The sequence below is a fragment of the Pseudomonas sp. NBRC 111132 genome, from assembly GCF_001320565.1.
Lineage (GTDB): Bacteria > Pseudomonadota > Gammaproteobacteria > Pseudomonadales > Pseudomonadaceae > Aquipseudomonas > Aquipseudomonas putida_P.
On record NZ_BCBI01000003.1, the window covers coordinates 148,535 to 175,446 of the forward strand.

The window sequence follows — 26,912 nt, forward strand, 5'->3', positions numbered from 1 at the left end:
GATGGGCGCCAACTGCCAGCACTCCCCCGGCCAGTGGCAAGGCCAGGGCCTGCGCCAGCAAGCTCAACCGGCGCGGCGCCGACAATGCCGCCTGACCGTTGCGCAGCCGCGCATACAAAGCCTCGGCACGGGCCACCTGCTCGCGGGTGGGGCACACCCGCACCGACTCGTAGCCCACTACCCGCCCGCCTTCGAGGATGGGCGTGACGTAGGCGTTGACCCAGTAGTAGTCGCCGTTACGGCAGCGGTTCTTGACGATACCCATCCAGCTCTTGCCGGCTTTCAGGTAGCGCCACATCAGCTCGTACACCGCCGGCGGCATGTCCGGGTGGCGCACCAGGTTGTGCGGGCTGCCGATCAGTTCGGCCTCGCTATAGCCGCTGATGGCAGCGAATTCAGGGTTGCAGTAGGTGATCAGGCTGGCGGTATCGGTAGCAGAAATCAGCCGCTGATCTGAGGGGAAACGTTGCTCGACCGGGGTTACCGGCAAGTTGAGGCGCACGATGAGACTCCATTCACTGACGAACCGGTACCCAGCTCATCGACAGCCGCCGGAACCGATCCATGGCGATCCGCTCCAATTGGCAAATGCGCTTCCCGCCGTTGGGGCACGAGGCCGACCGAAGCAAGGAAGTTGACGATGACTGGCCAGTCAAGCCGTGAATTCTACGAAATTCATCACATAAATAAAACAAAGGTGATCAATCATGGCGTTGCGCCATGCCGATAGATATCGTTAAGTTCTTGATTCTAAATGGGAATTAAGTGATGACGAGATCAGCTTTGGGTTTCGCCCTGCGCCGCTACCGCAAGCTGGCGGGCCTGACCCAGGCACAACTGGCCGAACGGACCGGCTTCGACCCCAAGACCATCAGCCGCTTCGAAACCAGCACCTATACCCCCAGCATTGATGCACTGATGGAGTTCGCTCAGGTGCTGGGTGTAAAACCCAAGGACTTCTTCGCCGAACCGGACGACGAAGAGGAGCAGCGCGCCTACCTGTTCGGTGTCATTCACAACGCCCCGCCCAAGGATCTTGGCAAGCTGATTGCAGCAGTGGAGCAGGCACTGGCCAAGCCCTGACCTGTTCACGCGCCCCCCCTCTACGGTACGCACCGAACTAGAGCCTGGCAGGCCGGATTGCCCCATAACTGGTCAGACCGGTAAGGCCAAAAAACCTTGCACTCAGGGTTTTTTCGCGCTTTTATGGCTTCGCGCTGAACAAACCGGTAAGACCACAATAATTAAGTCCTGCGCTCTTTCGCCCCGTGCGGCTACCGAAGCAAGGACACCGATCAGAGACTCCTCCCATGCTCAAATGGTGCTCGCGTTCGATTTTCCTGCAAGTCGTACTCGGCCTTGCCCTCGGCATCGCCTGCGGTCTGAGCTTCCCCGACCTCTCCCTGCAACTCAAACCTCTTGGCGACGGCTTCATCAAGCTGATCAAGATGCTCATCGGCCTGATCGTGTTCTGCGTGGTGGTCAGCGGCATCTCGGGGGCGGGCGACCTGAAAAAGGTCGGGCGCATCGGCCTGAAATCGGTGATCTACTTCGAAGTGCTGACCACCCTGGCGCTGGTGATCGGCCTGGTGTTCGCCTTCAGCAGTGGCATTGGTAGCGGTGCCAACATTCACCTGGACCAGCTGTCCACCGCTGATGCCAACGGCTTGGCCGAGCGCGGCCAGCACATTCACGGCGCCACGGCGTTCTTCATGGACCTGATCCCCACTTCGGTGATCGGCGCCTTCGCCGACAACAACATTCTCCAGGTGCTGTTGTTCTCGGTACTGTTCGGCAGCGCGCTGAACCTGGTGGGTGACTCGGCCGCCGGCATTTCGCGGCTGATCAACGAACTGAGCCATGTAATCTTCCGCATCATGGGCATGATCGTGCGCCTGGCGCCGATCGGCGTGTTCGGCGCCATTGCCTTCACCACCAGCAAATACGGCCTGGAATCGCTGCAGCACCTGGGCGGCCTGGTCGCGCTGTTCTACCTGACCTGCGCCGGCTTCGTACTGATCGTGCTGGGCACCGTCATGCGCCTGTCGGGCCTCAAACTGCTGCCGTTGATCAAGTACCTGCGTGAGGAGCTGACCATCGTTCTCGGCACCGCTTCTTCCGACGCCGTACTGCCACAAATCATGCGCAAGCTGGAGCACCTGGGCATTGGCAGTTCCACGGTCGGCCTGGTGATTCCGACCGGCTACTCGTTCAACCTCGATGGTTTCTCCATCTACCTGACCCTGGCCATCGTGTTCATCGCCAACGCCACCGGCACACCGCTGGAAATGACCGACCTGCTGACCATCCTGCTGGTGTCGCTGGTGACTTCCAAAGGCGCTCACGGCATCCCAGGCTCGGCGTTGGTGATTCTCGCTGCCACCCTGACCGCCGTACCGGCCATTCCGGTGGTCGGGCTGGTATTGGTACTGGCGGTGGACTGGTTCATGGGTATTGGCCGGGCGCTGACCAACCTGATCGGCAACTGCGTGGCTACCGTGGCCATCGCCCGCTGGGAAAAAGACATTGACCTGGAACGCGCGCAGAACGTGCTCGATGGCAAACTTGGTTTTAACCCCACGCAGCGCAAACAGCCCAACACACACCATCAACAGGAATTTTGACCGAAAGTGGCCGGCGAAGACGCCGGCCCTAGCAGGAGCGAACCGTGATCAGCTCATCGACCGTCGTCAACTCAGTGGTGGAAAAACTGCGCCAGGCCCTGGCCCGCGGCCAATGGCGCACCGGCGACATGCTGCCAGGCCAGCGCGAGCTGGCCGAACAACTGGGTATCAGCCGCCCGAGCCTGCGCGAAGCGGTGACCGTGCTGGAAACCCTGGGCCTTGTGCGCTCAATGCCGGGCAAAGGCGTGCTGGTGCTGGATGCCGATGCCATTAGCCATGAAGCAGGCGTGGACACCAGCGCCGCGGCCAGCCTGGCCGACGTGCTGGAACTGCGCTACACCCTCGAACCCTTCATCGTCGGCCTGGTGGCGCAATCGGCCAACAGCCAGGACATTGGCCAACTGCGGCTGACCCTGATGGACATGCGTGAAGCGCTGGAGGCCGATGACAGCGAAGCCGGGGTCAAGGCCTACATCGCCTTCCATGAGGCGCTGTTCGCCCTGACCACCAACCCGATCTTCCAGAGTGTGGTGCAGCAAACCGGCAATGCCCTGAAGCAGAGCGCCGACATGCTGCGCAACTCGCCAGAGCACCTGGCCGCGCGGCTGAAGGAGAACGAAGCGGTGGTACGCGCCATTCGCGAGCGCAGCAGTGCAAAGGCCAGTGCCCAGATGCGTCAGCATATCGTGGCCGAAGGGCTGCGCATGGGTATTGCGCTGAATATCCCGGACGAACATCCGCATCCATGACTTCAGGAGAGCGACCATGAACGCCGCCCACCACTTGCCTGCCCTGCTCGCGGCCGGTGAAACCCGCCTGTCGGCCGAGCAGATCTACCCGCGCCTGTTCGATGCCATCCTGGAACAGCGCCTGCCACCCGGCAGCCTGCTGCCCGAGGAGGCCCTGGGCCATGCCTTTGGTGTCAGCCGCACGGTGATCCGCCGCGTGCTCGGGCGCCTGTCCGACCAGCAAGTGGTGGTGCAGCGCCCCAGCCACACCGCACACCTGGCCGCGCCCGACCCAGACCAGGCACGCCAGGTACTCAGCGCCCGGCGCCTGGCCGAGACCACGCTGATTACCCTGGCCGCGCAACGCGCCCGGCCGGCGCAGGTTCGCCAGCTGCGGCAACTGGTGGAGCGCGAGCGCCAGCACCATGAAAGTGGCGAACGCTGTTCGGCGATCCGCCTGGGCGGCGAGTTCCACCTGAAACTGGCGCAAGTGGCGGCCAACGCACCACTGGCACGCTTTCTCAATGGGCTGGTGCCGATGACCTCGCTGATCATCGCCCGCTACGAGTCGCCGTGCTGTGACCACTGCGCGTGGCAAGAACATGCAGCAATCATCGATGCCGTCGAGCAAGGTGATGCCGAGGCGGCCTTGGGGCTGATGCACAAACACCTCGACCGCCTGGAAGAAAAGCTCGTCCTGAAGTGATTACGCGGGTTCCTTTGGGAGCGCGTTGGGCAGGCGATTGGCGATGGGCTGCACGGCAGCAGCTCGCACCCCACCCTATACTGCGAGAACCACCCCAGCCTCTAACAGGGAGGCGGTCGCGTGAGCTCTCGAATGCTTTTGTTGCTGTGCCTTCTGCTGGCCCTCGGCGGTTGTGCCAGCAAGCGCCCACCTGCCCCGCCGCCACCTGCAGTACTCACCCCCGCTGCCTGGCAACGCATCGACCAGGAGTTGATCGATGCCTCGGTGGGCGCCGCCGGCTCGGCTAATGACTATGCCCGGCGCTCCATGCGGGTGTGGAAAGAACAGGTACAGCAACGTACCGAAAGCGACTTCATCCCCTGGTTCACTGGCTACTGGACCCAGCAGTGGCTCACCCTCAAGGTGGCCTGGTACAAGCTCGACAGTGGTGAGGGCCGGGAACCGGCAGAAAAGCGCCTGGCGCTATACCTGCAGGAGCAGTATCACGCACGGGTGATCGAGCCGGTGGCCGAGCAGATCAACCCCGAGGGCATTCGCGACCGGGCCTGCGAGCTGTACCTGCAACTGCTCGGCCAGCAACTGCCGGCCATCATCAGCCGCTACAACGCGCCGCCCGAGCAGTTCAGCCAGCGCCTGAACCGTATTCCCGTCATCGCCCTGGGGCCACCGGATGCGCGCAATGCCAGCCTTTATCAGCTGCTGCGGGCCAAGTCGCTGGACCAGCAACCGGCATGGCAAGCCATGCGCCAGCACTTGCATCAGCAAGCCAGCAAAGGCCCCGGCAAGACCGATGTCGGGCTGAACTCGGTGGCCACCCAGGCAAGCGAAAAACTCGGCGCCACCCTGGCCCCACGCGGTATTGCCAGTGCCGTGGCATCGGCAGTGGGCAAGGTGGCAGGGGCGATGATTTCGATTGCAGCGGCCGGTTACGGGATGATGACCCATGACCGTGAACAACCACAGATGGTCGAGCAGCTGCGGGTGATCCTCAACGTGGCGTTGAACCAGGAGTGGCAGGAGTTGATGGAGAACCGCCAGAGCGGGGCCATGGCGGGGGTGTACTACCTGTCGGGGCAGGTTGAGGACAGCTTGCTGGCCAGTGCGCCGCGACCGGTGGAACAACCGGTGCAGCAGGTGAAACAACAGCAGGCGCCATTGATCATTCGCCTGCCGCCGTAGCAGCCTTGTGCCGCGTAGAGGCCAGTACCCGCTAGATCAAGCTGTAGCCATGGCCGAGTTGGGCAACCCAAACACCCGATCAAACGCCCAGTTATAGGCAAAGGTGTAGCACGGCACCAGAATGATGAACGCCATGTCCACCAGCAGCGCTTCCAGCAACGTCATGTCCAGCCACCAGGCAATCAGCGGGATCAGGTACACCACCAGGGTCAACTGGAAGCCGATGGCGTGCGCCACCCGCCGCGCCACGCTGCGACCACGCTTGGCCTGGCGGCTCTCCCAATACTCGAACAGGCTGTTGTAGACCAGGTTCCAGAGCATGGCGATGGTGGTGATCATCACCGCCAGCGGCCCGGTGTGCGACGCCTGCGTGTCCGACAGGTAAGCCAGCCCTAGGGTCGACATGCACAGCCCGATGAGTTCATAGAACGTCACGTAGACCAGTTTGCGTTTCAGTCCCTGCACGCGGGATTACCTCCAATGAGAAAAGCGATGGGGGCGATCATGCTTCAATACACTTGACAGCAAAAGTAAGCAGCTGTCAGATCTACTGACAGGAGGCTGCCATGAATTTTTCCAGCGACAACATCCAGCTGTTTCTTGCCGTGCTCGACCGCGGTTCCTTTTCCGCCGCTGCGCGCGCGCTCAAACGCGTGCCGTCGGCCGTGAGCATGGCCATCGGCAACCTTGAGGCGGAACTTGGCTACAACCTATTCGAACGCGGCCCGCGTGAAGTTCGTCCAACTGCACAAGCTTTGGCCCTGGAGCCACACGCCAGGCTGATTGCCGAGCAGTTGGGGCTGCTTCAGGTGCATGCCCTGGAGCTTTCCCAGGGGCTGGAGAGCAGCCTGACGCTGGCGGTGGCACCCGACATCGATCACCGCCCGTTGCTGGCGGCCATCGCCAACCTCGGCGAGCGCCACCCTCTGCTGGACATCGCCCTGCTGAGCGCCCCGCAGGAGGAAGCCCTGCAGTTGCTGGACAGCGGCCGCGCCGACCTCTGCGTGGCCTTTGCCGGCCTGCAGGTCGATGCCCGGCGCGGCTTCCAGCACATCGGCATGGAGACGCTGGTGGCTACGCTGTCACCGGCCCACCCGGCCTTGCGTGAGGGGCGTATCCACTACCTTGAGGACCTGACCCAAGTGCGTCAGATTCTGGTGCGCAGCCGCGACCTGCCACTGGCTGACCCTCGCCCTCTGATCGGCGCCACCCACTGGTTCACCGACAGCTTCGACCTGGCTTTGCAGATGGTGGAAACCGGCCTGGGCTGGGGCGACTTGCCGCTGTCGCGGGTCGCGCCGCTGCTGGCCAGCGGGCGCCTGGTACGCCTGGATTTTCGCAATACCCGCAACGAATTGCAGTTGCCGGTGCATATCCTGTGGCGCAAACAACAGCCGCTGCAGCAGGCCGCACGGCTGCTGATCGAGCAGTTGGCTGAGCAGTGACTGCCGTCTGTCGAAACGACCGTAAGAAATTTCTGTAAGCGCTTCAATCTTTTACCCCTTGAGCCGATATCTCGGTCGATAGGCCCCGCAGTGCGTCATGAGCGCGCTGCGCCCTCCCCTCATTGGCTCAAGGTCTCGAAACATGAACCTGAAATTTCGCCACAAGATCCTGCTCAGCGCCTGCGGCGTCGTGGTCCTGGCATTTGCCCTGTTCACGCTTTACAACGACTACCTGCAACGCAACACCATCCGCCAGAACATCGAAGCCTCGGTACAGCAGTCCGGTGCACTGACTGCCAGCAGCGTGCAGAACTGGATGAGCGGGCGCATCCTGGTGCTGGAAAACCTGGCCCAGGACATCGGCCAGCAAGGCGCCGGCGACACCCTGGCCGGGCTGATCGAGCAGCCGTCCTACACGCGTAATTTCCTGTTCACCTACCTGGGCCAGGCCAACGGCGTATTCACCCAGCGCCCGGATACCCAGATGCCCGCCGGTTACGACCCGCGCCAGCGCCCCTGGTATGGCGCCGCCGCCAGCGCCGGGCAAACCGTGCTGACCGCCCCATACCAGGGTGCGGTCGGTGGCCTGATGGTAACCATCGCCACCCCGGTGAAGAGCAAGAGCAATGGCGAACTGATCGGCGTGGTCGGCGGTGACGTGACCCTCGATACCCTGGTAGAAATCATCAACTCGGTCGACTTCGGTGGCATCGGTCACGCCTTCCTGGCCGACGCCAACGGCCAGGTGATCGTCAGCCCCAACAAAGACCAGGTGATGAAGAACCTCAAGGACATCTACCCAGGCAGCAACCTGCGGGTTGCCGCCGGCATGCAGGATGTCACCCTCAACGGCCAGGACCGCATCATTTCGTTCGCCCCGGTGAACGGCCTGCCGTCGGCGCAGTGGTACATCGGCCTGTCCATCGACAAGGACAAAGCCTACGCCGCGCTCAGCCAGTTCCGCACCTCGGCGATCATTGCCATGCTGATTGCCGTGGCCGCCATTGCCGGCCTGCTCGGCCTGCTGATCCCTGTGCTGATGAGCCCGCTGACCACCATGGGCCGCGCCATGCGTGACATCGCCGAAGGCGAAGGTGACCTTACCCGCCGCCTGGCCGTGCAGAACAAGGATGAGTTCGGCGAACTGGCCACCTCGTTCAACCGCTTTGTCGAGCGTATCCATGCCTCGATCAGCGAAGTGTCCTCGGCCACCCGCCTGGTGCATGACCTGTCGGAGAAAGTGGTCAGTGCGTCCAATGCGTCTATCAGCGGCTCTGAAGAACAGAGCATGCGCACCAACAGTGTGGCTGCGGCCATCAACGAACTGGGCGCAGCCACCCAGGAAATCGCCCGCAATGCCGCCGATGCTTCGCAACATGCCAGCGGTGCCAGCGAACAGGCGCACGGTGGCCGTGAAGTGGTTGAAGAAGCCATCAGCGCCATGACGGCCCTGTCGCAGCGCATCAGCGAGTCGTGCGCGCAGATCGAAACGCTCAACGCCAGCACCGACGAAATCGGCAAGATACTCGACGTGATCAAGGGCATCTCGCAGCAGACCAACCTGCTGGCGCTGAACGCCGCCATCGAAGCGGCCCGTGCCGGTGAAGCCGGCCGTGGTTTTGCCGTGGTGGCCGACGAAGTGCGTAACCTGGCGCACCGGACCCAGGAATCGGCGGAAGAAATCCACCGCATGATCACCAGCCTGCAGGTGGGCTCGCGCGAAGCGGTGCACACCATGAACACCAGCCAGGTTTCCAGCGAGCAGACCGTGCAGGTGGCCAACCAGGCCGGCGAACGCCTGGCCAGCGTGACCCAGCGTATTGGCGAAATCGATGGCATGAACCAGTCGGTGGCCACGGCTACTGAAGAGCAGACCGCCGTGGTCGAGAGCCTTAACCTGGACATTACCCAGATCAACGCCCTGAACCAGCAAGGGGTGGAGAACCTCAACGACACCCTGCGCCATTGCGATCAGCTGGCCCAGCAGGCCGGGCGCTTGAAACAGCTGGTAGGCAGCTTCAGGATCTAAATCGGAACACACCCTGTAGGAGCGGCCTTGTGTCGCGAAAGGGCCGCAGAGCGGCCCCGGCAATTTCTGCGGCTTAGCTGAAAGTCCGGGGCCGCAACGCGCCCCTTTCGCGACACAAGGCCGCTCCTACAGGGGATCGCGTCAGCAGCAAATCATGCGTCAGCAGTGAGCGCCGCTTTAACGGCCCTACCCCGCCGCACCCACGCCAGCAACACCGCTGCCATCAGTACAAAGCCCAAATAACCGAAAAGCGGGTACACCTGGCCCACCAGGCTGATGAACCCCACCAGGCTGCAGCCGAACGCCACCACCCCGGTCACTACCGAGCCCCAACGGAACTTCGCCGTGCCTGCCGGCAACAGCCGCGAGAGGAACGAAAACAGCGTGCCCACTGCAGTGTTGACGATCATGCCGAAGATGATCAGGCACATCACCAGCCCCAGCAGCGGTGACACTTCGTTGGCAATCGACAGCATCGGCATGGGCAGGTCGGCCACACTGTCCAGCCGCGACAACAGCCCGGCACTCATCACCAGCATCAGGCCACCCAGTGCCGCACCACCCAGCAGGCCACCCCATATTGCAGTTTTCTCGCCCTTGGCCGAACCGCCCAGAATGGCCAGGATCGGCGCACCGGCCACGATGTTGTACGACACATACAGGAACGCACCCAGCAACCAGTGGCGGGTGCCGGCCTGTTGCTGGCTGGCCAGCTGGTCGAGCGCCGCGAAGCTCTGTTCACGGGTGAACACGGCGTACAAGGCAATTGCCGAGGCCACCAGAATCAGCAGCGGGGTAATGGCGCCAATCGCCAGGATCACCTTGCGCACGTCCAGGCACACGATGGCCACCACCACCAGCGTCACCATTACACTGCCGGTCAGCGCCGGAATACCGAACTGCTGCTCCAGCAACGCACCACCGCCGGCCAGCATGACCACGGTGACCGCGAACATGAAAAAGGTGATCAGCCAGTCGACGAACAGGCCCAGGTGACGGCCACAGATGGCCTGGATTACGTCCTTGTGCGAAGTGGCCTGCTGGCGGTTGCCCAAGCCGGCCAAGGCCATGCCAAGGAAGGTGAACAAGGCGGCGCTGACCAACGCGCCAACCAGCCCCCACACGCCGAAATCGACAAAGAACAACAACAGTTCCCGCCCCGAAGCGAACCCCGCCCCCACGATCACGCCGACAAATGCGCCGGCAATCTTCAGCTGCTCTTGCATGTGAACCTCTGGATTTATTGTTGTTGTGTCATTGGCGCCGCCTATCTCTTGTTGGCGCAGCCTTGCGCTGCGCCTACAAAAGCGCTTTGTTCGGTCACAGGTCGCCGACGAACGCCTGCACTTCAATCTCTACATCCACCCCAAGCGCCAACGCCGAGGCTACGGTAGAACGCACCGGCAGCGCCGCGCCGAAGAACTCCTTGTACACCTCGTTGAAACCGGCGAAATGGCTCATGTCCGACAGCCACACCGTGGCCTTGACCACCTGGTCGAAACGCGCCCCGCAAGCGGCCAGGCTTTCGGCAATGCGCTCGCAGGCTGCGCGGGTCTGGGCCTGGATATCACCGCGTACCACTTCACCGCTGGCGCTCATCGGCACCTGGCCAGAGAGGAACAGAAAGCCACCGGCCTTTACCGCGCGGGAGAAAGGGAACGGCAGGCTGCTGGGGAAACGCTGGATGTCATTGCTCATGGGGTACTCCTTCAAGGGTGTTGGAAACGGGCCGGGGACAGGCGCTCGGGCGCCACGCCCTGGCTGACAAGGCTAGGACACAAGGGCTGGCCAAGCAGCAGGTCGGCGGCCAGGCGCGAAGCGCCCGCTGCCGACTGGATGCCATAGCCACCTTGCGCCGCCAGCCAGAAAAACGCGGGAGCGTGTGCATCGAAACCGATCACCAGGTCGCCATCGGCAACGAACGAGCGCAACCCGGCCCAGGTGTGGCTGGGGCGGCGGATCGCCAAGGTGGTCATGGCTTCGATGTTGTAGATACCCAAGGCCACGTCGAGCTCCTCGGGCGCGGCGTCCTGCGGTTCGACCGGGTCGGCATTGGCAGGCGACCCAAGCAACTGGCCGGCATCAGGCTTGAAGTAGAAGCTTTCGTCGACGCCGATCACCGCTGGCCAGCGGGCGAAGTCCTGGTCCGCAGGGCCTGGGAAGGTAAAGGCGCTACGTCGGCACGGTTGCAGGCCGATGCGCGCCACACCGCACTGCTCGGCCACGCGGTCGGCCCAGGCACCTGCGGCATTGACCAGTTGGCGTGCCTGCACGCGGCTGCCATCAGCCAGTTCCACCTGCCACAGGCCGTCCAGGTACCAGGCCTGGATCAGCTCGGCGTTGCAGCGCAGCTCACCGCCGGCCGCGCGATAACCGCGCAAGAAGCCCTGGTGCAGGGCGTGCACATCCAGGTCCATCGCGCCCGGCTCAAGTACTGCGCCGGCCAGGGTTTCGCCACGCAGGCTGGGCACCAGGGCCAGGGCGGCGTCACGGTCCAGCAGGCTGACTTCGGTGCCATTGGCCAGGTTCTGCGCGTGGGTCTGCTCCAGCAGCGCGTGCTGCTCCAGGCTGGCCACATATAGGCAGCCACGCGGTTCCAGCAGCGGGTGCTCGCAGAAGCCCTGCGGCGGCGCTTCGTAAAAGGCCCGGCTGGCGCGGGTCAACGCCTGTATCTGTGGCGTGCCGTAGGCTTCCATGAACATGGCCGCCGAACGCCCGGTGGAATGGTAGCCAGGCTGCGACTCGCGTTCGAGCAACAGCACATGCTGCTGGCCGGCCAAGCGATAGCCCAGCGAGGCGCCGGCAATGCCGGCACCGATGATCAGGGTGTCGTAGGTCGGGGTCATGCACGCTCCTGTCAGGCAAATTATCATTTATGAGAATTCTAATATATGAGAATTTAGAAATGCGCAAGGGTCCAAGGTAAGATGCCCGACCAACGCCGTATACCGAGAACCCTGAATGCCCGCTGCCCTACCCCTGCTCGACCGCGCCGTAGTCGGTCAGCGCCTGCGCCAGGTGCGCAAGGCGCGCCAGATGACCCTAAAGCAATTGTCCGAAGCCAGTGGCGTGCCGGTATCCACCTTGTCGAAGATGGAACTGGCGCAGGTGTCGGTCAGCTATGAAAAGCTCGCCGCCGCAGCGCGGGCGTTGAATGTCGACATCGCCCAGTTGTTTCGCGCCAGCGGCACGGTCAGCGCCCCGGTGCCGGTGACCGTAGTGGTCGATTCATTGCCGGCGGCGGCGGGCTATTCGACCGGTACCTATGACTATCACCCGATTGCCGGTGACTTCCCCGAACGGCGCATGACACCGGCCTATGCCCGCATCATTGCCCGCGAACGCGGCCAGTTCGACGATTTTATCCGCCACCCAGGGCAAGAGTTCGCCCTGGTACTGAGCGGGCGTGTGCGCATCGAGTTCGAAACCGGAGAAGCGGTGAGCATCGGGCCGCAGGAGACCGCTTATTTTGACAGCCAGGTAGGGCACATCTACCTGTCGGAAAGCGATGACGGGGGTGATGCGCATGTCATGGTGGTGATGACCGATCGGTGATTGGGTGCACCCAGTTATAACCTAATAACGAACAAGTCTATTTGGCTATAAAAAAATCTATATGCTGGCTTGCATCCGATAACGGGCAAAGTTGGGCAGTCGAGTAGCGTATGGATGTAGGTTCTTTCGGTTTCACCATTGCTGGCCTGGTCGTGGGTTTCATCGTCGGTATGACCGGCGTCGGTGGCGGCTCGCTGATGACCCCGATCCTGTTGTGGTTTGGCATCAACCCGGCGACAGCAGTCGGCACCGACCTACTCTATGCGGCCATCACCAAGGCCAGTGGCGTCTGGGTGCATGCGCGCCAAAAGAACATCGACTGGAAGATCACCGGCCTGCTCAGCCTGGGCAGCGTGCCCGCTGCGGCGCTGACCTTGTGGTTCCTCAGCACCCTGCACACCGACACCTCGGCGCTAAATGCGATCATCAAGCAAGGCCTGGCGGTGGTGCTGATCCTCACTGCGCTGGCCATCCTGTTCAAATCGCGCCTGCAGGCCTTCGCCAGCCGCCATGCCGGTGACCACTACCACCTCAGTGACCGCAGCCTCAATATCCTCACTGTGCTGACCGGTGTGGTGCTGGGCGTGATGGTTACCCTCACGTCCATCGGTGCTGGCGCATTGGGCACCGTGGCGCTGTTCCTGCTTTACCCGTTCCTGGTCACCCGCCGGCTGGTCGGCACCGAAATTGCCCACGCCGTACCGTTGACACTGGTAGCAGGCCTGGGCCACGCGGGCATGGGCAACATGGACTGGTCGTTGCTGGGCTACCTGCTGTTGGGCTCGCTGCCGGGTATCTACCTGGGCAGCCACCTCACCGGACGCATCTCCGACCGCGTGCTGCGCCCGTGCCTGGCCGCCATGCTGTTACTGATCGGTTACAAGCTCGCGTTCTGAGCCTTAGCCCAGGCGCAGTCGCCACTGCCCGGTGAAACTCAACACCAGGCGTGACAGTGGCAGCACATCGATACGCTGACCAGCAGTCAACGGGCACCCTAGCAACTGCACCAGTACCGCGCGCATGACCATCGGGTGGGTCACCGCCAACCATTCACCCGGCCTGTCGAAGGCCGCCAGCCAGGCGGCCAGGCGCTGGCACAGCGCAGCGAACGACTCCCCACCATGCACCGCACTGGCCGGGTCGTGCAGCCATTCGGCCAACGCCTGCGGTTGCTCGGCTTGCAACTGTTTCAACGACAACCCTTGCCAGCGCCCCAGGTCGCAATCGGCCAATGCCGGCTCGATTTGCACCTGCCCCGACAACCACGCCGCCGTCTCGCAGGCTCGCCGTTCTGGCGCAGTCAGCACGCGCATGCCGGGCAGAAGAACGTCGGCTTTCTGGGTCAACGGCAAGATGCCATCATCTGCACAGTGCAGGCTTCCGGTTTTCTGAGCCTGGGTCAGGGCATGGCAGATAAAGGTAAGGCGAATGGCTTTCACCGGGGCTCTCTCGCAGCAGGCTGGGGCCAATGGTTTAGCATGCTGCGAGGCTTTTGGCTGCAACAATGTCGTCGACTGAACAAACGCGTACCCCTTGCAGGAGCGTTCAGTTCACAGCGAAGAAACCCCTTGCACCAATCCCCATACCGGCAGCGCCCCCACCAGCCCCACTGCCAGCCGCGGCCAGTACGGCAGTAGCATCACCAGCAACAAGCCCGCCAGCGACAGCACGCCGAACCATGCCACCGGCCCCATGGCCCAGCCCCAGGCCTGGGCGCACAGCGTCAGGCTAGCCAGCAACGCCAACCAACCTGCACTGCGCAGACCGATACGCAACACGCGTGGGCAGGTGCGATTCCACACCTGCTTGTAGTGCCGCTCCAGCCCTTGGCACAGCCCGAGCATGCCGGCGTAGGCGAACAGCACGCCGCCTATGACCCACATCGTCATGCCTCGGCCTCCATGCGCCGCCCCGCCCTGGCCTTCTGTGGCACCGGTTGCGCCTGCCGCACCCGCCAGGCCGCCAGCCCAAGCATTACCCCCAGCACCAGCGCACATGTCGCAACCCCCTGGCGCATCGAGTCTTCAAAGCCGCCAAACGCACCCAGGCCAATGCACAGCGTTGCCGCCAGCAGTAGTTGCTCGGCCCAGGCCCGGCGTGCCGGCCTGACGCCGGCATGCAACAGCGCCAGTAGCCAGATGCCAAAGAACGCACGCACCTCCCAGCTTTCCCGCTGTATCAGGTCAACCGGCAGCAACCGGCTGGCCCACAGCAGCCCTACGCACGCCAGCAACAGGCCGCTGATGAAGCCGACGTTGCACACCTCGGCCACCCGGTACCATCGTCGCGCCGAAGCATCGGCCGTGGTGCTGGTGTACTTGCGCCCGCGCTTCACGCAGAACAGCACCAGACCACTGGCGATCATCAGGCAGCTGACCAGCCCGCAAACGAAGTACAACCAACGCATCGGGTAACCGCCGAACTGGGCGAAGTGCAGGCCGACCATGACTCGCTGGGTCAAAGGCACCGCGCGCCACTGCGGCACGTCGCTGAGCAACTGCCCGCTGACGCCATCGAAGACCATCGCCTGCCCCTTGGCCAGGGCAATGCGGTTGCCCAACTCGGGGCGGATTTCGATACGCGCTGCCGCAGTGTTGGGGTTACGAATATTCAAGCCAGCAATCGGCCCCAAGCGCGCTTCGGCCTGGGCCAGCAACGGCACCACATCGACCAGCGGCGCTGGCTGCCTTGTCGCGCCACGGGGCTGTTCCAGGCGTGCATTGCCCTGGGCCTGGAAGTAGGCGCGCGTGTCGCCGGCGAACAATGCATCGACCCCGGCAGGGATATAGATGAGCATGAAAATCACCAGGCCGGTGTAGGTGATCATCAAGTGGAACGGCAGCAACAGCACAGCGCTGGCATTGTGAAAGTCCAGCCACGAACGCTGGCCCTTGTTTGGCCGGAAAGTGAAGAACTCCTTGAAGATCTTCTTGTGAATGACAATACCGGTGACCAACGCAGCAAGCATCACCAGCGCCAGCGCACCGACCACGAAGATGCCCCAGTTGCGTGGCAGGTCGAGGGTAAAGTGGAAGCGGAAGAAGAAGTTGCCGCCCACGCTGTCGCGCACCTCGATGGCCTCGCCAGTGCTCGGGTCAAGCTGCACGCCACCGCCGTGGCGCCGCTCACCGGTGGATACGCGCAACCCAGGCGATCGCTCGCTCGGCAGGCTGATACCCCAGTTGCCCGCCTGCGGCTCATGGGCCTGCAGGTAGGTGATGGCGCGCCGGGCGGCGTCGGCCTGGGACACCTGGGTGGCCGGGATTTCCGGCTGCATCCAGTGGTTGAGCTCCTTGTCGAACACCGCCAGGGTGCCGGTGACGAAGATGGCGAACAGCAGCCAGCCGAAGATCAGCCCGGCCCAGGTGTGCAGCCAGGCCATCGATTGGGTGAAGGTGTTCTTCATGCCAGCCACCCCAGCACTTGCGGCCAGAAGCCGATCAGGTTGAGGGGCACTGCCAGCGCCAGCGGCGCCCAGGCGCGCAGGGCATCACGGCAGGCAAACGCCCAGAGGATGGCGGCGGTGTAGAAGATGAAGGCCGGCAGTGTTGCGACGATGACCGCGTCGGTGGCGGACAGCGGCAGGGTACGAGCCAGGCACGCACTGGCGGCGTAGCTGAGGGCATAGCCGCCGAGCAGCGCGGCGCCGCTGCGGGAGAGGATTTGTAGCCAGGCGGGAAATTTAAACATTTGGCTTCCTGGAAAAACGTGTCCGCCGCGAATGGGCCGCAAAGCGGCCCGGGTCTCAGAAATTGATGTTCAGCGCAGCGAACACCGCCCTGCCCGGCTGGTTGTAAGTGTTTGCCCCCGAGCTGCTGGCATTGCCACCCCGCAGGATCTGCTTGTCGAACACGTTGTTCACCCCCACGCGCACGTCGTAGTTGGCGTTGAACTTGTACCCGGCACTCACGTCCACCAGGCCATAGGCCTCGACGTCCTGCTGTGCGGTCTTGTCGTAGTCTTGCTGGGTGCGGTAGTTGTAGGTCGGCGATTTCTGCTTGCCGAAATAGGTACCTGCCACCTGGAACGACAGCTGCTCGGTGGCACGCCAGTCGAGGGTGGTGTTGACGGTGTATTCCGGGATCACCGACAGCGGCTCGCCCGTCTCGCGGTTGTCGTTGTCGAGCATCCAGGTCAGGTTGGTGTTCCAGTCCAGGGTCGGGGTCAGCTCGATGAAGAGGTTGCCTTCGATACCTTCGACCCGCGCCTTGCCGGCGTTGTCCCACTGGGTCACGCGACTGCCGGTACCGATGGTGTAAAGCACATCGGTATCACCGATGATTTTGTTCTTGTAGTCGTTGCGGAAGTAGGTGGCACTGGTGCGCCAGGTACCACGGTCGTACTGCAGGCCGATCTCCTTGTTGACGCTGATCTCGGGCTTGAGGTCGGCGTTGCCCTGCAGGTAGCAGCCACCGTTGTTGGTCTGCTGCACACTACAACCGTTACCGCGGCTGTACAGCAAGTAGTTGGGGTTGGATTGGTACAGGTTCGGAACCTTATAGGCACGGGCAATGCCGCCTTTTACCGACAGCGCTTCGGTCAGCTTGTGGGACAGGTTGAGGCTGGGGCTGAAGTTGTCGCCGAAGGTTTCGTGGTGGTCGAAGCGCAAGCCAGGGGTAATGGTGGTGTCGCCAACAATGATGTTGTCTTCGACGAACAGCGCATAGCTGCGTGCGGTCATCTTCGAGCTGCTGCGATCGAAGCCGACAAGCCCGCCATTGCTGGTGGGGTCGGAACTTTGCGGGCGCAACGAACCCTGGTCGTTGAGGGCTTCATACAGGTACTCGCCGCCCAAAGTGAGCACGTGCTCGGTGCTACCCATGGCGAACGGCAGGTTAACTTCACTGCTCAGGCGCGTGTTGCGCAAGCGTGACATGGCTCCACCCTCGTCGCTTGGCGCACCTTCGGTGCGGCCTGCCAGGCCCTCGTTGAGCCGCCAGTTGCGCACGTACTCGTAGGCCAGCGTGGTCTTGCTGGTGCCCCAGGTGAAATCACCGAGGTGGGTCAGGTCGTAGGTGCTGCGCTGCATGACGTTGGTTTCGTGGCCGTACAGACTGGAGACGAAATCGACGTCGCCGCCGCCATTGCTGTTCATGGTGTCGCCGGCAAAAATGTTGCCCTGGCGGCTGTAACCGGCGCTGGCTTCGAGGCGATGCTCGTCGTTCAGTTTCCAGCTCAGCAGCCCGTTGATGTCCTTGTTGCGCACCCCTTCACGCCCCGCCACCAGTGCACTGGTGGCATGCCCGGCGTTGATGTCCAGGTCGTCGGCATCCGTCTTGGCCAGGCCGCCATACAGGCGGAAGCCGAGGTTATCGGTAAGCCCACCGCCGAGGTTGAAGTTGGCCCGGCGGCTGGCGCCTTCGGCGCTGTCTTCGGGCAGTTGGGTGTATAGGCTGACGCTGCCTTTCAGCTCGTCAGAAGGGCGCTTGGTGATGATGTTGACCACCCCGCCCATAGCGCCGGAGCCGTATCGTGCGGCGGCCGGGCCCCGCAGGATCTCGATGCGCTCGACCGCTTCGGCCGGCACCCAATTGGTTTCACCCCGGGTATCTCGGTCACCGTTCCAGCCATAGCGCACGGCGTTGCGCGCGCTGGACGGCTTGCCGTCGATGAGGATCAGGGTGTTTTCCGGGCCCATGCCGCGCAGGTCGATCTGGCGGTTGTTGCCGCGTGCGCCACTGGCGCTGTTGCCGGTCAGGTTGACGCCGGGCTCGCGGCGAATAATGTCGGACAGGTCATTGGCCGGCGGGTGGCGCTTGATGTCTTCGGCGGTGATGATCGACGTACCCAGGGCCTGTCGCGCTTCGCGCTCGGCAGTGATCAGGGTGTCCTGGATCACCAACGCATTGTCGGCAACCGGCACTTCCAGCACCTCACCCGCACGCTGCTCCTCGGCTTCTGCCGCGGTGGCCATCATGGCCGGCGACGCCAGCGCGACGAACGCCAGGGCCAGGCTGTTGGGTGAAGTTCTGCACTGCATGGGTACATCTCCTGCGATTCATGAGCAAAAAGGCACATCCCTGTCGGAAACCGGGAGCCCTCGCCCACCGGCCCCGCAAACACAGTTTGGCGGCCAACAGGGGTGGTAAATATAGGGAATCGCAAATGCGAGTAAATCTTATTTACGAACTTTACATGTTTGTAACGGAACTTTGCTGAACCGCGGAATAGAGCGCCGCTTTAGGCTCGCGGCGGACTCGGCAACGCCGAGCTCGCTATTTGTCACCGAGCCCTCTGGTGACCTTGGCGGAAAAAATAGCGCTACCATTTTCGGTCATTACTGAAAAAGTCTTCAATAGCAACCGCCTCACTATTGAATAGATTTTCAGTATGCCATAGGATCTCCGAGCCTAAACAAAAACAACATGAGGAGATGCGCATGCCGCAACTCAGAGATGCCGTCTATTGGCGTGGACGAAGCACCGACCTGGTGGTGGAGGCGCGTGCGTTCATCGCCGGTGCCTATGTGGGGGCCAGCGAAGGCGAGACGCTTGCTGTGTGCAGCCCGATTGATGGCCGCGAGCTGGCGCAGGTTGCGTTGTGCCGTGGGACTGACGTAGAACGCGCCGTGGCTGCCGCCCGCGGGGCATTCGAGCGCGGTGGCTGGGCCGACCTGGTACCACGCCAGCGCAAGGCCGTTCTGCTGCGCTGGGCTGCGTTGATGAGGGAGCACGCCGAGGAGCTGGCGCTGCTGGAAACCCTGGACACTGGCAAACCCATCGCCGATACCACGGCGGTGGATATTCCCAGTTCCATCTACTGCCTGGAATGGTTCGCCGAGCTGGTCGACAAGGTCACCGGCGAGGTGCCCGCCTGCGATCCGCAGTTCCTCGGCACCGTGACCCGCGAGCCGGTCGGCGTGGTGGCGGCAATAGTGCCCTGGAACTACCCGCTGCTGATGGCGACCTGGAAGTTCGCCCCAGCCCTGGCCGCCGGCAACAGCCTAATCCTCAAGCCTTCGGAGAAGAGCCCGCTGAGCGCCTTGCGCATTGCCGGCCTTGCCCGCGAGGCGGGTATTCCCGAGGGCGTTTTCAACGTGGTGCCGGGCGATGGCGAGACCGGTCGCCTGCTCAGCCTGCACCCGCAGATCGACTGCCTGGCCTTCACCGGCTCCGGCGCTGTTGGCCGGCAGATCAGCCGCAATGCGGCGGACAGCAATCTCAAGCGCGTCTGGCTGGAGCTGGGCGGCAAATCGGCGAACATCGTCATGGCCGACTGCCCGGACCTGCACCGTGCGGCTGAGGCTGCCGCGGCTGCGGTGTTCAGCAACATGGGCCAGGTGTGCAGCGCAGGTTCGCGCCTGTTGGTGCAACGCCCTATCGCCGGGGCCTTCATCGCCGAACTGCTGGAGGCCGCGCGCGCCTACCTGCCCGGCGACCCGTTGGACCCGACCAGCGTCACCGGCAGCCTGATCGATGAAGCCCAGTACCAGCGTGTACGCCAATACATCGAGCTGGGCAAGCGTGAAGCGCGCCTGCTGCTGGGGGGCGAGGACTGCGCGGCGGTCCCCGGCGGCCACTATCTGCAACCGACCATCTTCGCCACTGACGCCACCTCGCGCATCGCCCGCGAAGAGGTCTTCGGGCCGGTGCTGAGCGTCATCGAATTCGATGGGCTGGACGACGCCATCGCTGTCGCCAATGCCAGCGAATACGGCCTGGCGGCGGCCTTCTGGTCGGCCGACCTCGGCGCCATCCGCCGTGCCTCGCGACGCCTGCGTGCCGGCACCGTGTGGGTGAACTGCTACGACGAGCTGCTCGACATGAACTTCCCGTTCGGTGGCTTCAAGGAGTCCGGCAATGGCCGGGACAACTCCGTGCACGCCCTGGACAAGTACAGCGAACTCAAGTCGACCATCATCCGCTGCTGAAGGTGCAATACCGTGATTGACAATCTTTCCCCCCTGTCGCGGCAGAGCTGGAGCCTGCCACTTCCCATCGAGTACGGCCCTGGCGCGCGGACCGCGCTGGTCGAGCTGTGCAAACGGCATGGCATTTCCCGGCCGTTGATCGTGACCGACCAGGGCTCGATGCGCCTGCCCTTCGTGGCCGAGCTGCAGGACTTGCTGAACGATGCGGGCCTGGCATGCGGGCTGTTCGGCGAGGTCGAGCCCAACCCCAGTGATCGCGCCGTGCTCAAAGGCGCCGCGGCGTTTCGCGAGTGGCGCGCCGACGGCATCATCGCCCTCGGTGGCGGTAGTGGCCTGGACGGCGGCAAGGCCGTGGCCCTGGTGGCCCGGCAGACACGTCTGCCGTTGTGGGCGTTCGATTTCGACAAGCCGGTACCCGAAGGCCTGGTCGCCAACGATTTCCCGCCGGTGATCTGCATCCCGACCACCGCCGGCACCGGTGCCGAGACCGAGAGCACGGCGATGCTCACCGACAGCGAGCGCGCTATCAAAGGCTGCGTCTGGCATCCGCTGGCGCGTCCCCAGGCGGTGATCCTCGACCCCGAACTGACCCTCAGCCTGCCGGCGCACCTGACGGCCTGGACCGGCCTGGATGCGGTCATCCATGCCCTGGAAGCCTACTTCGTGCCAACCTTCAATCCGCTCTGCGACGGCGCCGCGCTGCAGGCGCTGGAGCTGCTCTGGGGTTCCCTGGAGCAAGCTGTGGAACAGGGCGACGATCTCGAAGCACGCGGACGCATGCTGATCGGTTCGTGCCTGGCGGGCGTGGCCTTCCTCAAAGGGCTTGGCCTGGTCCATGCGCTCAGCCACATGGTCGGTGCCACCTACAACAGCCATCATGGTTTGACCAACGCCATGATTCTGCCCAGGGTGCTGCGCTTCAACCGCGCGGCCATCGAGCCGCGCCTGGGGCCGGTGTGTCGCGCCATGGGGTTGGCGGGCGAAGACTTCGAGAGCTTCCAACGGGCGATCTGTGCGTGCCTGGACCGCCTTGCCATCCCGGTTTCCCTGGCCTCGCTGGGCTTACGCAGCGATGACATTCCAGCCATTGCGCGCAAAGCCATGGGCGATCCGGCGCGGCAGACCAACCCGCGCCCAAGCAGTTTCGAAGACCTGGAAGCGCTGCTGCATCAAGCCCTGGAAGAGAAACGGGCCTAGTCGCGGGAAGCGACGACCTTGCTGTGCTCACAACAATATCAATAAAGGTACGAACCCCATGTCAGCTCCCAAGACTGCCTCCGCCAACGGACGGCTGAATCTGGAAACCCGTTCCATCGACTACGTGCCCCTCGCCGAGCGCCACGGCAAGGCTTGGCACCTGTGGCCAATCTGGTTCTGTGGCGAGGCGCACCTGACCACCCTGGCGGTAGGCATCATCGGCATCGGCCTGGGGGCCAACCTGATGTGGTCCGCCATCGCCATCTTCCTCGGTTGTGCCTTCGGCACCCTGTTCATGGCCGGGCACTCCACCCAGGGGCCACAGATGGGGCTGCCGCAACTGATCCAGTCGCGGCCGCAGTTCGGCTACTTGGGAGCGCTGTTGGTGTACGTGGTGGCCATCGTCACCTACGTTGGCTACAACGCCTTCAACCAACTGCTGGTGGGGCAGACCCTGCACGAGCTGTTCGACGCCCCGCAGGAGCCCTCGGCGATCCTCTTCTCGCTAGTGGCCATCGCCATGGCCATCGCCGGCTACAACACCTTCCACAAGGTGCAGCGCTGGCTGGCGTTCCTGCTGATCGGGGTCATGGCGGTGTTTACCGTCGGCCTGTGCGTCTACGTGAAACTGCCGCAGGAGCACTTGACCCTCAGCGGTTTCAAGGCCACGCCCTTCCTTGCGCAGTTTTTTGTTGCCGCCGCGTACCAGTTGAGCTGGGCGATCTATGTGTCGGACTACTCGCGCTACCTGCCGCCGAATGTCAGTGTCCGCTCATCGTTCTGGTGGACGTACCTGGGCGCGATGATCGGTGGCGTGTGGATGATGCTCCTCGGCGCGTTGGCCGCCGCCTTGAGTCCCGGCCAGAATCTCGCCAAGGGCTTGGTGCTGCTGGGCGACATGGTGTTCCACGGTTTCGGCGAGTTTGTCCTGATTCTCGCCGTGCTGAGCCTGGTGACCAGTGCCGCACAGAACTTCTACGGCGCGTCGATCACGCTCTTGAGCATCGTCGACACGGTGAAGCCCCAGACGTCGACCCTGCTCAAGCGTGTGCTATCGATGCTGGCAGTGGGCGGCGCGGCGATCTATATCGCGATGACCGCCTCCGACAACTTCGTAAAGGACTTCGGTGACTTCCTCGCAATCCTGCTGTACCTGTTCACGCCTTGGACGGCGATCAACCTGGTGGACTTCTACGTAGTGCGTCACGGCAAGTTCTCTATCCGGGAAATTTTCAAGCCCAAAGGCATCTATGGACGCTGGAACTGGCGGGGCATTGGTGCCTACCTGGTGGGCTTCGTGGTCATGCTGCCATTCTCCGCGACTGGGCTGTACACCGGTTACGTGGCGCGGCAACTGGACGGCGCCGACATCAGCATGCCGATCGGCCTCGCGGTATCGGCGCTCGCTTACTGGTGGCTGTGCCGCTCGCAAAACATTAAACAAGAGCTCAGTCAGGTCGGCCGCCTCGATCAGGACCTGGAAAACGGCGCAACAGCTTGAGGTTGAGCTTCGGCACCTGCACGCATCGGTAAATCTTGTTAGATTGGCGTCCCCGCCCGGTGCTCTGCATCGGGCGGGCTTGCCATTCCAGTGAGAGAAACGGATTCAGCCATGAGCGTGGACAGCCAGAACGATAAGCCCCGAAAGCGCAGGACCAGAGTCGATCCAGAGACACGGCGCAAGGCCATCGTCGAAGCGACCATGCGCTGCATCACGCGCTTCGGCCACGCCGGCACTACCATCGAACGCATCTGCGACGAGGCCGAGGTGTCGGTCGGGCTGATCGGTCATCATTTCTCCAGCAAGGACGAACTGATGCTCGCCACCTATCAGGAGCTCACCAACCAGTTGCGCGAGGAGACCCGCCGCTATCTGGAAACCAAGGGCAGTACGCCTGTGGAGCGTCTCACCGCGATCATCCGCTCCTCATTCCGGGGCAGCATTTTCAATGAGTTCATCCTCACCACTTGGCTCGGCTTCTGGAGCGCGGCGGTGTCTTCCGAGCAACTGCGGGAGCTCAATCGCAAACTCTATGCTGACTACCGCAAGGAGCTTGAGGGGGTGTTCAAAGCCATCGCAGCCGAGCGAGACCTGGCGCTAGATGCCAAGGGCAGCGCGCTGATTATCACCGCTTTGATTGATGGCTTCTGGTTGGAGTGGGCACTGGACCATAGGGCTTTCAGCGCCCGCAAGGCAGAAAAGTGCTGTTTGCAGACGGCGCAGCTGTTGATTGGTGCGCAGCCCGTCTAAGAGCTGTGGGGGTTATCTGCCTGAGCATGTACCTGCTTTCACTTGCGACATCCGATTTGCATCCTGCGTAGGGGCTCCTACAGTTTCGAACGTACAACTCTGCCGAGAGCCCAGATGCGCAGCAATGAAGACAGCAGCCCCGCCAGGGGCCTGACGAAAATCCCTCGCAGTGTCTGGGCACTGGGCTTCGTGTCGATGTTCATGGACATCTCCTCGGAAATGATCCACGCCCTGTTGCCCTTGTACATGGTCAGTGTGCTTGGTGCTTCGGTAGTAGCTGTGGGCTTTATCGAAGGCATCGCCGAGGCGACTGCATCGATCACCAAGGTATTTTCCGGTGCTCTCAGCGACCGGCTGGGCAAACGCAAGCTGCTGACGGTACTCGGCTACGGCCTGGGTGCGCTGACCAAACCGGTATTTCCCATGGCCTCGGGGCTTGAGTGGCTGACGGCGGCACGCTTCGTCGACCGGGTCGGAAAAGGCATTCGTGGGGCGCCGCGCGATGCGCTGGTGGCCGATGTTACGCCAGCCGAGTTGCGTGGCGCGGCGTTCGGCCTGCGCCAGGCCCTCGACACCGTGGGCGCCTTCCTCGGACCGTTGTTGGCGATCGTGTTGATGTGGCTGACCGCGAGCCATTTCCAGACTGTATTCTGGGTGGCGGTGATCCCTGCTTTCGTGGCGGTATACATCCTCATCGCCTTCGTTCGCGAACCTGAAACGCCGGCCACGGGGCGGCCGGTACGCTCACCGTTGGCACTGCACGAACTGGGGCGCCTTGGGCCGCCCTATTGGCGCCTGATCGGCCTGGCCACGTTATTCACCCTCGCCCGCTTCAGCGAGGCATTCCTGCTGCTGCGTGCGCAAGACATGGGCCTGGCACCTTTGTGGGCGCCGGCGGTGCTGGTATTGATGGCACTGGCCTACTCACTGTCGGCCTACCCCGCCGGGGTGCTGTCGGACCGGGTGGGGCGCCGTGGCGTGCTGATGGTCGGGCTGGGTTTGCTGATCACTGCCGACCTGCTATTGGCCCTGCTGCCGGGCTGGGCCGGGTTGGCCCTTGGGGTAGCGGCCTGGGGCTTGCACCTGGGCTTCAGCCAAGGCATTTTCGCGGCCATGATCGCCGACAGCGCCCCGGCCAACCTGCGTGGTACCGCCTTCGGCCTGTTCAACCTGCTGACCGGTATGGCGCTGCTGGCGGCCAGCGTAGTAGCCGGGTTGTTGTGGGATGGTGTGGGGTTCCAGGCAACGTTCCTGGTCGGGGCGGGGTTTGCCGGCGCCACCCTGGCGGGACTGACGCTAATGAAGGTGACAGGATCATGATCACTACCACCGCCATGTCCATGACCGCCAGCCTCTGGTGGTGGGGCTGGCGGATACATGCTTGGATCGATCCGGGCTAGGCCATCGCTGCCTGCTGCTCCAGCAACGTCCAGCCGCCCTGCCCGTTCACCTCCAGCCGGTGGGTATGGAACCCTGCCAGCGTGCTGCGGTGGCCGACACTGACCAGCAATGCACCCGGCATTTCTGAGCGCAGCAGCGCATACAGGGCATGCTCGAGCCCCTCATCCATCGCTGAGGTGGACTCGTCGAGGAACACCACCTGCGGCCGGTTGAACAGCACCCTGGCGAACGCCAGGCGCTGCTGCTCACCCACCGAGAGGATGTGTGACCAGTCGCTGCTGACGTCCAGGCGCTCGGCCAGGTGGGCCAGGTTGACCTGGTGCAACGCCTGCTGCATTCGCGCCTCATCCTCGGGCTTGCCGGCTGCCGGATAGGCAATGACGGTACGCAAGTCACCCAGTGGCAGGTATGGACGCTGCGACAGGAACAACGCCTGGTGACCCGTCGGCCGCCTGACTTCACCTTCGGCATACGGCCACAACCCTGCCAGGGCGCGCAGCAGCGTGGTCTTGCCACTGCCCGATGGCCCTTTGATCAACAGCGCCTGACCGGCATGCAAGCTCAAGTCCAGGTCGGCGATAAGGGCGTGTCCGTCCGGGCGTAGTACCTGCAGCCCCATGATCTGCAGCGCATGCGCCTGGTCTTCGGTAGTCACTCGCGGCAACCCACTTGCCTGCTCGTTAGCATCGAGAAAACCAGTCAGACGGTCGAGGGTAGCGCGATACTGGGCAAACGCATCGTACGACTCTCGGAAGAACGACAAAGAGTCCTGCACCTGGCCAAAGGCCTGGGACGTTTGCATGACATCGCCCAGCTTGATCGCACCACTGAAGAAGCGCGGCGCCTGGAGAATGAACGGGAACACCACGGCAACCTGGCTGACCCCCAGGTTGAAGCCACTGAACTTCAGGTTCCGGAACACCAATGCCCAGGCATTGACGATCAAGGCAGCAAAACGGCCCAGCAACGTGCCCCGCTCCACTTGCGCACCTTGATAGAAGGCAATGTTCTCTGCGTTCTCACGCAGGCGCATCAACGCGTAACGGAAGTTGGCGGTGAGTTTTTCGTTGAGGAAGTTCAGGCGGATCAGCGGGCGCCCGAGGCGGAAGGCGACCCAGGTGGCGACGATGACATACAGGTACACGGCAAACACCATCGCCCGAGGTATCTCCACCCCGGCCACTGTCAACGGTGCTGAGAGCCCCCAGAGGATACCGGTGAACGCCACCAGTGAAACCAGCGCACTGACCGCACCCAGGGCAAGGGTGACCGAGTTGGTGACGAAGGCATTGACGTCCAGTTCGATACGCTGGTCGGGGTTGTCCACCGGCTCGGCGAGGAACTGGCCACGGTAGTAGGCATCGCCCTGCATCCAGTCGTGGGTCAGGCGCTCGGTCAACCAGACCCGCCACTTGATGCTGAATGCCTGGCTTACATAGAAGGTAAACAACGAGCGCAGCACGTGGATGGTGGCCAGTACCGCGAAGACCCCGAGCAGGTACCAGAAAGCGGCTTGGTCGAGGCCCTGCAGGGCGCTGTAGAAGCCGTTGTACCAGAATGAAAACAGCACATTGAGCCGAACCGAGAACAGCGTCAGTACCAGCAGAAGGGCAAACACCAGCAACGGTCGCCAACTGCGCCTGAAACTGAAATAGGGCCCGGCGAGCTGCCAGAACTGGCTACCCCAGCGCGTGCAACGCACAGCCAGTGCTGCGGCTGCAGTGAAGCAGACAAGGGTGATGAACGAGGCGATCGCCAGCCAGCTCAGGCTCTCTTGCAGGGCCTGGTGCCAGTTCATTTCCATGGTAGGTATCCGTGATGAGTATTTCCGCGAGCGTAGCATTGTCCCGCGATTCGTCAGGCATAGATGACGCACATTTCATGAACTGTAGAAGCGACAATGTGTGGGGCTTGGATTTCAAGCCAC

At 63.1% G+C, this 26,912-nt stretch carries 23 protein-coding genes and 3 pseudogenes; 15 read left to right on the forward strand and 11 right to left on the reverse strand.

What is annotated here, in order from left to right; genetic code table 11:
- Window positions 1-220 precede the first annotated feature (220 nt).
- Window positions 221-502: pseudogene (locus tag APH35_RS29645) on the reverse strand (PAS domain-containing protein); the annotation flags it as partial.
- Window positions 503-768: 266 nt separating this feature from the next.
- Here APH35_RS29645 and APH35_RS02755 point away from each other — a divergent pair.
- The 5 genes from APH35_RS02755 (at window position 769) to APH35_RS02775 (ending at window position 5,237) form a co-directional block, all read left to right on the forward strand.
- On the forward strand, window positions 769-1,083 hold the full coding sequence (locus APH35_RS02755; protein ID WP_012271547.1) for a helix-turn-helix domain-containing protein: 315 nt from the start codon (window positions 769-771) through the stop codon (window positions 1,081-1,083).
- Window positions 1,084-1,310: 227 nt separating this feature from the next.
- On the forward strand, window positions 1,311-2,624 hold the full coding sequence (locus APH35_RS02760) for a C4-dicarboxylate transporter DctA (RefSeq protein ID WP_012271546.1): 1,314 nt from the start codon (window positions 1,311-1,313) through the stop codon (window positions 2,622-2,624).
- Window positions 2,625-2,668: 44 nt separating this feature from the next.
- Window positions 2,669-3,373 (forward strand): FadR/GntR family transcriptional regulator, encoded by a 705-nt coding sequence (locus APH35_RS02765; RefSeq protein WP_012271545.1) that lies wholly within the window; start codon window positions 2,669-2,671, stop codon window positions 3,371-3,373.
- A 16-nt stretch (window positions 3,374-3,389) separates the two neighbouring features.
- Window positions 3,390-4,058 (forward strand): GntR family transcriptional regulator, encoded by a 669-nt coding sequence (locus APH35_RS02770; RefSeq protein ID WP_012271544.1) that lies wholly within the window; start codon window positions 3,390-3,392, stop codon window positions 4,056-4,058.
- A gap of 120 nt (window positions 4,059-4,178) precedes the next feature.
- Window positions 4,179-5,237, forward strand: a complete 1,059-nt coding sequence (locus APH35_RS02775; RefSeq protein WP_060493071.1) for a hypothetical protein — start codon at window positions 4,179-4,181, stop codon at window positions 5,235-5,237.
- 36 nt (window positions 5,238-5,273) lie between these two features.
- Here APH35_RS02775 and APH35_RS02780 read toward each other — a convergent pair whose 3' ends face one another.
- On the reverse strand, window positions 5,274-5,702 hold the full coding sequence (locus APH35_RS02780) for a PACE efflux transporter (RefSeq protein ID WP_012271542.1): 429 nt from the start codon (window positions 5,700-5,702) through the stop codon (window positions 5,274-5,276).
- A gap of 101 nt (window positions 5,703-5,803) precedes the next feature.
- Here APH35_RS02780 and APH35_RS02785 point away from each other — a divergent pair, with 101 nt between their 5' ends.
- From APH35_RS02785 to mcpA (APH35_RS29655), 3 genes and pseudogenes are all read left to right on the forward strand, one after another.
- Window positions 5,804-6,682 carry a LysR family transcriptional regulator gene (locus APH35_RS02785; protein WP_012271541.1) on the forward strand — a complete coding sequence of 293 codons (879 nt, stop codon included), beginning with the start codon at window positions 5,804-5,806 and terminating at the stop codon, window positions 6,680-6,682.
- 142 nt (window positions 6,683-6,824) lie between these two features.
- A pseudogene (gene mcpA / locus APH35_RS29650) lies at window positions 6,825-7,856 on the forward strand (methyl-accepting chemotaxis protein McpA); the annotation flags it as partial.
- Window positions 7,857-8,114: 258 nt separating this feature from the next.
- Window positions 8,115-8,711 (forward strand): annotated as a pseudogene (gene mcpA / locus APH35_RS29655) (methyl-accepting chemotaxis protein McpA); the annotation flags it as partial.
- Window positions 8,712-8,863: 152 nt separating this feature from the next.
- Here the strand turns inward: mcpA (APH35_RS29655) and APH35_RS02795 are convergent.
- The 3 genes from APH35_RS02795 to APH35_RS02805 all read right to left on the reverse strand — a co-directional run bounded on the left by APH35_RS02795 (window position 8,864) and on the right by APH35_RS02805 (window position 11,557).
- Complete coding sequence (locus APH35_RS02795) at window positions 8,864-9,937, reverse strand: YkvI family membrane protein (protein ID WP_060514161.1); 1,074 nt, start codon at window positions 9,935-9,937, stop codon at window positions 8,864-8,866.
- Window positions 9,938-10,031: 94 nt separating this feature from the next.
- Window positions 10,032-10,409 carry a RidA family protein gene (locus APH35_RS02800; RefSeq protein ID WP_012271538.1) on the reverse strand — a complete coding sequence of 126 codons (378 nt, stop codon included), beginning with the start codon at window positions 10,407-10,409 and terminating at the stop codon, window positions 10,032-10,034.
- Window positions 10,410-10,420: 11 nt separating this feature from the next.
- Window positions 10,421-11,557 (reverse strand): NAD(P)/FAD-dependent oxidoreductase, encoded by a 1,137-nt coding sequence (locus APH35_RS02805; RefSeq protein ID WP_012271537.1) that lies wholly within the window; start codon window positions 11,555-11,557, stop codon window positions 10,421-10,423.
- Window positions 11,558-11,672: 115 nt separating this feature from the next.
- On the opposite strand from APH35_RS02805, the gene APH35_RS02810 reads away from it, so the two are divergent.
- Complete coding sequence (locus tag APH35_RS02810; protein ID WP_012271536.1) at window positions 11,673-12,266, forward strand: helix-turn-helix domain-containing protein; 594 nt, start codon at window positions 11,673-11,675, stop codon at window positions 12,264-12,266.
- Window positions 12,267-12,376: 110 nt separating this feature from the next.
- On the forward strand, window positions 12,377-13,162 hold the full coding sequence (locus APH35_RS02815; protein WP_012271535.1) for a sulfite exporter TauE/SafE family protein: 786 nt from the start codon (window positions 12,377-12,379) through the stop codon (window positions 13,160-13,162).
- A 3-nt stretch (window positions 13,163-13,165) separates the two neighbouring features.
- Here APH35_RS02815 and APH35_RS02820 read toward each other — a convergent pair whose 3' ends face one another.
- The 5 genes from APH35_RS02820 to APH35_RS02840 form a co-directional block, all read right to left on the reverse strand.
- The gene (locus tag APH35_RS02820; RefSeq protein WP_012271534.1) at window positions 13,166-13,705 is read right to left on the reverse strand and encodes a histidine phosphatase family protein; all 540 of its coding nucleotides are present in this window, start codon (window positions 13,703-13,705) and stop codon (window positions 13,166-13,168) included.
- A 111-nt stretch (window positions 13,706-13,816) separates the two neighbouring features.
- Window positions 13,817-14,155, reverse strand: a complete 339-nt coding sequence (locus APH35_RS02825) for a DUF3325 domain-containing protein (RefSeq protein WP_041166449.1) — start codon at window positions 14,153-14,155, stop codon at window positions 13,817-13,819.
- Window positions 14,152-15,672: a PepSY-associated TM helix domain-containing protein gene (locus APH35_RS02830; RefSeq protein ID WP_060514162.1), complete on the reverse strand. Its 1,521-nt coding sequence runs from the start codon at window positions 15,670-15,672 to the stop codon at window positions 14,152-14,154. Before APH35_RS02830 ends, APH35_RS02825 begins: the two co-directional genes overlap by 4 nt.
- On the reverse strand, window positions 15,669-15,956 hold the full coding sequence (locus tag APH35_RS02835; protein WP_012271531.1) for a hypothetical protein: 288 nt from the start codon (window positions 15,954-15,956) through the stop codon (window positions 15,669-15,671). The genes APH35_RS02830 and APH35_RS02835 overlap by 4 nt, the downstream gene beginning before the upstream one ends.
- 55 nt (window positions 15,957-16,011) lie before the next feature.
- Entirely contained in the window at window positions 16,012-18,246 is a 2,235-nt protein-coding gene (locus APH35_RS02840; protein WP_012271530.1) for a TonB-dependent siderophore receptor, read from the reverse strand.
- A 399-nt stretch (window positions 18,247-18,645) separates the two neighbouring features.
- Here APH35_RS02840 and APH35_RS02845 point away from each other — a divergent pair, with 399 nt between their 5' ends.
- The 5 genes from APH35_RS02845 (at window position 18,646) to APH35_RS02865 (ending at window position 24,904) form a co-directional block, all read left to right on the forward strand.
- Window positions 18,646-20,136 (forward strand): aldehyde dehydrogenase, encoded by a 1,491-nt coding sequence (locus APH35_RS02845; RefSeq protein WP_156341189.1) that lies wholly within the window; start codon window positions 18,646-18,648, stop codon window positions 20,134-20,136.
- 12 nt (window positions 20,137-20,148) lie between these two features.
- On the forward strand, window positions 20,149-21,333 hold the full coding sequence (locus APH35_RS02850; RefSeq protein WP_060514164.1) for an iron-containing alcohol dehydrogenase: 1,185 nt from the start codon (window positions 20,149-20,151) through the stop codon (window positions 21,331-21,333).
- A gap of 58 nt (window positions 21,334-21,391) precedes the next feature.
- Window positions 21,392-22,834, forward strand: coding sequence for a purine-cytosine permease family protein (locus tag APH35_RS02855; RefSeq protein ID WP_060493078.1), 1,443 nt, complete (start codon window positions 21,392-21,394; stop codon window positions 22,832-22,834).
- A 111-nt stretch (window positions 22,835-22,945) separates the two neighbouring features.
- Entirely contained in the window at window positions 22,946-23,584 is a 639-nt protein-coding gene (gene betI / locus APH35_RS02860; protein WP_012271526.1) for a transcriptional regulator BetI, read from the forward strand.
- 114 nt (window positions 23,585-23,698) lie between these two features.
- A complete protein-coding gene (locus APH35_RS02865) occupies window positions 23,699-24,904 on the forward strand; it encodes an MFS transporter (RefSeq protein WP_012271525.1) in 1,206 nt (401 codons plus the stop codon).
- Between the two features lie 76 nt (window positions 24,905-24,980).
- Here APH35_RS02865 and APH35_RS02870 read toward each other — a convergent pair whose 3' ends face one another.
- Window positions 24,981-26,789 carry an ABC transporter ATP-binding protein/permease gene (locus APH35_RS02870; RefSeq protein WP_060493080.1) on the reverse strand — a complete coding sequence of 603 codons (1,809 nt, stop codon included), beginning with the start codon at window positions 26,787-26,789 and terminating at the stop codon, window positions 24,981-24,983.
- Window positions 26,790-26,912: the final 123 nt, after the last annotated feature.